Annotated in this window: 5 protein-coding genes and 1 pseudogene; 5 read left to right on the top strand and 1 reads right to left on the bottom strand. The window is 70.8% G+C overall.

Features of this window, described 5'->3' with window-relative positions; all coding sequences use genetic code 11:
• The 4 genes and pseudogenes from VAE46_RS08490 to VAE46_RS08505 form a co-directional block, all read left to right on the top strand.
• A pseudogene (locus VAE46_RS08490) lies at window positions 1–368 on the top strand (hypothetical protein); the annotation flags it as partial.
• Between the two features lie 9 nt (window positions 369–377).
• Window positions 378–875, top strand: coding sequence for a 5-(carboxyamino)imidazole ribonucleotide mutase (gene purE, locus VAE46_RS08495; protein ID WP_322796499.1), 498 nt, complete (start codon window positions 378–380; stop codon window positions 873–875).
• Window positions 872–1,990: a 5-(carboxyamino)imidazole ribonucleotide synthase gene (locus VAE46_RS08500; protein WP_322796500.1), complete on the top strand. Its 1,119-nt coding sequence runs from the start codon at window positions 872–874 to the stop codon at window positions 1,988–1,990. The genes purE and VAE46_RS08500 overlap by 4 nt, the downstream gene beginning before the upstream one ends.
• Window positions 1,991–2,025: 35 nt before the next feature.
• On the top strand, window positions 2,026–3,612 hold the full coding sequence (locus VAE46_RS08505) for a long-chain-fatty-acid--CoA ligase (protein WP_322796501.1): 1,587 nt from the start codon (window positions 2,026–2,028) through the stop codon (window positions 3,610–3,612).
• Window positions 3,613–3,680: 68 nt separating this feature from the next.
• Here the strand turns inward: VAE46_RS08505 and VAE46_RS08510 are convergent, their stop codons facing one another.
• Window positions 3,681–4,478, bottom strand: a complete 798-nt coding sequence (locus VAE46_RS08510) for an enoyl-CoA hydratase/isomerase family protein (protein ID WP_322796502.1) — start codon at window positions 4,476–4,478, stop codon at window positions 3,681–3,683.
• 77 nt (window positions 4,479–4,555) lie between these two features.
• Here VAE46_RS08510 and VAE46_RS08515 point away from each other — a divergent pair, with 77 nt between their 5' ends.
• Window positions 4,556–5,179 (top strand): DsbA family oxidoreductase, encoded by a 624-nt coding sequence (locus VAE46_RS08515; protein ID WP_322796503.1) that lies wholly within the window; start codon window positions 4,556–4,558, stop codon window positions 5,177–5,179.

Genomic DNA, 5,179 nt, shown 5'->3' on the forward strand with positions numbered 1-5,179 from the left:
AGGCGGCACTGCGGGCGGCAGCGGCGTGTGCGGCGGCCGGGGTGCGGCGTGCGCTGGTGCTCGGGGGTTCGCCGGCAGGGCAGCGGGAGGCGACCCGTCTCGCGCGGGAGGCCGGCGGGCCGGAGCTGGTGTTCGTCAGCGGGGAGGGGCGGGTCACGCTGGGGGACGCGCGGGCGGACCTCGCCCGGGCGGATGTCGTGCTGGCGTGGTCGGGCACGCCGCTCCCGCACAAGGTGAGCGAGCTGTTTCGCCCGCGAGCGGCCGGCGACCCGCCCTGGGTGACGGTCCCGACCACGGGGGTGGAGGCGCTCTTCCGGGAACTGGAGCGGCATGCCCGGGGGCGTGGCCCGGGACGGCGCGGGCCGTAGAATGGCGCCATGGCTGATTCGGCGCCGGGGCCGCTTGTCGGCATCATCATGGGGAGTTCGAGCGACTGGCCGACGATGCGGCTGGCGGCGGAGGTGCTGGAGCGGTTCGGGGTGCCCTTCGAGGCGAAGGTGGTTTCGGCACACCGCACGCCGGCGCTGGTAACCGAGTACGCCCAGGCGGCGGCCGGCCGGGGCCTGCGGGTGATCATCGCCGGGGCCGGCGGGGCGGCCCACCTGCCGGGGATGACGGCCGCCCAGACGACGCTGCCGGTGATTGGGGTTCCGATCCAGACGAAGGCGCTGCAGGGGCTGGATTCACTGCTCTCGATCGTGCAGATGCCGCGGGGGACGCCGGTCGGCACGATGGCGATTGGGGAGGCGGGGGCGGTGAACGCGGCGCACTACGCGGTTCGGCTGCTCGCCGTGACGGACCCGGCGCTGGCGGAGCGGGTGGCGCGGTTCATGGAGGAGGAGCGGGACCGGGTGCTCGGCGAGGAGCTGCGGTGAATCCACTGCCCGAGGGGGCGTTCATCGGCATCATCGGGGGCGGCCAGCTCGGCATGATGCTTGCCGAGGCGGCGCACCGGCTGGGCTACCGGGTGCTGGGATACAGCGATGCTGCGGATTGTCCGCTCGCGCGCGAGGCCGACGAGCTGGTGGTGGGAGCGTACGACGATGAGGCGCGGCTGGCCGGGTTCGCACGGCGCGCCGGGGTGGTGACGGTGGAGACCGAGACGCTGCCGGCGCGGACGCTGGAAGTGGCCGCAGAAACCGCGGACCTGCTGCCGGGCGCCGGCGTCGTGCTGATGACGCAGGACCGGGCGAAGCAGCGGACCTTCACGGCAGGCGCGGGGGTCGCGGTACCGGTCCACCGGGTGGTGACGAACGCGGGGGAGGCGGCCGCAGCGGCCCGGGAACTGACCCTGCCGGTCGTGTTCAAACGGGCGACGGGCGGCTACGACGGCCGCGGGCAGGCCTGGGTGGAGCGGGCGGAGGATGCGGAGGCGGCGTGGCTCTCGCTCGGCGGCGGGGTCTGCGTCGTCGAAGAGCGGGTGCCGTTCGCGGCCGAGTTCTCGGTGATTGTCTGCCGGGACCGTGGGGGGAATTTGGCGTTCTTCGACCCGATTCGCAATGTGCACCGGGGCGGCATCCTGCGGGTTTCGCGCGCGCCGGCCGGCATCCCGGCGGAGAGCGCGAAGGTGGCGCGGGAGTTCGCCTACCGGTTCGCCGTGGCGACGGGGCTGGCGGGGATCGCGTGCCTCGAGTGCTACCTGCTGCCGGATGGCGGGGTGCTGGTGAACGAGGTAGCGGCGCGGCCGCACAACTCAGGGCACCTGACGATAGAAGCCTGCGCCGCGAGCCAGTTCGAACAGCTGGTGCGCATCGCGGCGGGGCTGCCCCTGGGCGAAACGACGCTGCTGCAGCCTGCGACGATGCTGAACCTGATCGGCGACATCGACGAGGCGGCCCTGGCGGGGCTGGAGGCGGCCTACCCGGGGCGGTGCTTCGTCCACCTGTACGGGAAGGCGCCGCGGCCGGGTCGGAAGCTGGGACACGTGACCGTGGTGGGCACGGCCGAGGCGGAGCCGCCCGCGTGTCGCGCCGGGTGCGAGATCGGCTAGAATCCCCGCGCAAAACCGGACCGGGGGACAGACCGATGGAAGTTCCGCTCCTGCTGAACGATTTTCTTCGCCGCGCGGCGAAGCTGTACCCGAATAAAGAGGCGGTGGTCGATGGCGACCTGCGGCTGACGTACCGCCAGTTCCAGGAGCGGTGCAACCAGCTGGGGCACGCGCTGCGCTCGCTGGGGGTGGAGAAGGGCGACCGCGTGTGCATCCTGAGCCCGAACAGCCACTACTTCCTCGAGAGCTACTACGGGGTCACGCAGATCGGCGCGATCCTGGTGCCGCTGAACTACCGGCTGGTGGCGGCCGACCACGAGTACATCATCAACCACGCGGGCGTGAAGGTGGTGCTCGTGGATTATGACTACACCGGCATGGTCGATGCGATTCGCCCGAACCTGAAGACCGTCCAGCACTACATCGTGGCGGACCCGCGGCCGGGGCACACGGTGCCTGACGGCTGGATCGACTGGGACGCGTACGTGGGCCAGCAGCCGACCGGCCCGACGCCGCCGGTGGAGCAGGATGAGAACGACGTGACCTCGATCAACTACACATCGGGGACCACCGCGCGGCCGAAGGGCGTGATGCTCACGCACCGGAACGTGTACATCAACGCCTACAACTTCATCGCGCACCTGCGGGTCCGGCACGAGGACCGCGAGCTCTGGACGCTGCCGATGTTCCACGCCAACGGCTGGGGCGGTCCCTTCGCGCTGACCGCGATGGGCGCGACGCACGTGGTGCTGCGGGCAGTGGTGGCGGCCGACATCTTCCGGCTCATCCAGGACGAGAAGATTACGTTCGCCTGCATGGCGCCGGCCGTGCTCAACACGATCCTGACGTTCCCGGACCGGGACAAGTACACCATCACGACGCGGCCGCGGTTCGTGGTGGCGGGCGCCCCGCCCCCGGCGGCGTTCATCGAGCGGCTGGAGAAAGAGCTGGGCTGGGAGTTCATCCAGATTTACGGGCTGACCGAGACCTCGCCGATCCTGACCGTTTCGATGCCGGATTACCACAACCCGGACGGGCAGGACTACCAGCGCCGTGCGCGGGCCGGGGTGGAGGCGATCGGGGTCGATATCCAGGTGCTGGACGACAACGGCAACCCGGTGCCCAAGGACAACACGACGATCGGCGAGGTGTGCGCCCGTTCGAACGTGGTGCTGAAGGGGTACTGGGAACAGCCGGAGGAGACCGCCAGGGCCATCTACGACGGGTACTTCCACACCGGCGACCTGGCGGTGTGGGATGAGTTCGGCAACATCAACATCGTGGACCGGAAGAAGGACGTGATCATCTCGGGCGGGGAGAACATCTCGTCCTCGGAGGTGGAGGACGCGCTCTACAAGCACCCGGCGGTGCTGGAGTGCGCGGTCATCGGCGTGCCGAGCGAGAAGTGGGGCGAGACGCCGAAGGCGCTGGTGGTGCTGCGCCCGGGGATGACCGCCACCGAGGAGGAGATCATCGCGTTCTGCCGCGACCACCTGGCCCACTTCAAGTGCCCGACGAGCGTGGACTTCGTGGAGAGCCTGCCGCGGACAGCGACAGGCAAGCTGCAGAAGTTCCTCATCCGCGAGAAGTACTGGGCAGGCAAGGAGCGCCGGGTCAACTGATCGCCCGGGCTTCGGTTCGAGCCTGGCGGCCCCGGGGGCTTCCCCGGGGCCGGTTCGCGCGCGGAGAACTACGAGCCGGTGTAGCGCGGCTGGCGCTTCTCGAGGAAGGCCTGGCGCTGCTCGCGGGCGTCGTTGACGGCGCGGCGGCAGATGGCGATGGCGTGGATCTCCTCGCGCAGCTGGGCATCGAAGTCGTTCTCCCAGGAGCGCTGGACCACGCGGCGGGACATGATGGCGGCGATCGGCGGGTGGGCAGCGATGGCCGCGGCGACCGCCCGGGCCTCCGTCATGAGCTGCTCGTGGGGGACCAGGCGCTGGAGCAGCCCGAGGCGGAGCGCTTCCTCGGCCTCGACGGTGCGGCTGGTGAGGATGAGGTCGAGGGCGGCGCCCTGGCCGACGATGCGCGGCAGGAGGTAGCTCATGCCCGAATCGGGGGAGAGGTTGCGTTCGATGAAGACGGTCTTGAAGCGGGCGTGTTCGGAGCCGACGCGGATGTCGCAGGCGAGGGCGAGGGAGAAGCCGGCGCCGGCGGCGATGCCGTTGACCGCGGCGATGGTGGGCTTATCGAGGGTGTAGACGGCGCGGGCCTGGCGTCCGACCCAGCTGTCTTCGTCGGTGAGCTGCTGCCAGGGGACGCGGTCGGGGGCCGGCGGAAGCGGTCCGCTGAGGTCGGCGCCGGAGCAGAAGCCGCGGCCCGCCCCGGTGAAGATGACGGCGCGCACGGTGTCGTCGTGCTTGAGCTGCGCGCAGACTTCGAGCAGCTCCACCTGGAGGGCGCGGTTGAGGGCGTTGAGCTTCTCGGGGCGGTTGAGGGTGACCGTGGCGATGTCGTCGGCGATCTCGAGCGTGAGGTGTTCGTAGGCCATGGCGTGACCCCCGGCGGTGGTGGTGGCGGGAGTGAACACCTTTGCGGGGGCCTTGTCGAGCGGGGTATGGTGCGCGCATGACGCACGAACCCGAGCCCGGCCCGATGCAGATTCTGATGATTTCGGACTTTGTCTGCCCGTGGTGCTACCTCGGGCTGGTCGAAATCGAGCGCGTGGAGCGCGAATGGGAGGTGGAGGTGCGGCACGTGCCCTACCTGCTGGACCCTTCGACTCCGCCGGAGGGGAAGCCGCGTCGCCCGATGACCCGTCCGGACGACCCGCCGACGCACATGGAGCTGCGCGCGGAAGCGGCGGGCATTCGGTTCACGCGGGGGCGGACGTGGACCTCGAACTCGGTGCTGGCGCACGAGGGGGCAGAGTTCGCGCAGGAGGCGGGCCGGGCGCGGGAGTATGCGCGGGAGATGTTCCGGGCCTACTTCACGGAGCTGGAGGACATCGGCAAGCCCGAGGTGGTGGTCGCGGTGGGCGAGCGGGCAGGGCTCGACGGCGCGGCGTGGCGGGCGGCGCTGGAGGGGAAGGTCTACCGGCAGCGGGTGCTGGAGGCGATCGGCTGGACGCGCGAGGCGGGCGTGACGGGGGTGCCGACGTTCGTCTTCGGCGATCGCTTCGCGCTCTCGGGCGCGCAGGATGCGGCGGTGTTCGATTCGGTGCTCAGCCGGCTGGGAGCGAGGAGGAGGTAG

It is taken from the genome of Tepidiforma sp. (genome assembly GCF_034433535.1).
In the GTDB taxonomy this organism is placed as follows: Bacteria; Chloroflexota; Dehalococcoidia; order Tepidiformales; family Tepidiformaceae; genus Tepidiforma.

Excerpts from the sequence above, each read along its gene's own strand:
- purE (WP_322796499.1), top strand. The coding sequence starts at position 378 with ATGGCTGATTCGGCGCCGGGGCCGCTTGTCGGCATCATCATGGGGAGT.
- VAE46_RS08505 (WP_322796501.1), top strand. The coding sequence starts at position 2,026 with ATGGAAGTTCCGCTCCTGCTGAACGATTTTCTTCGCCGCGCGGCGAAG.
- VAE46_RS08510 (WP_322796502.1), bottom strand. The coding sequence starts at position 4,478 with ATGGCCTACGAACACCTCACGCTCGAGATCGCCGACGACATCGCCACG.
- VAE46_RS08515 (WP_322796503.1), top strand. The coding sequence starts at position 4,556 with ATGACGCACGAACCCGAGCCCGGCCCGATGCAGATTCTGATGATTTCG.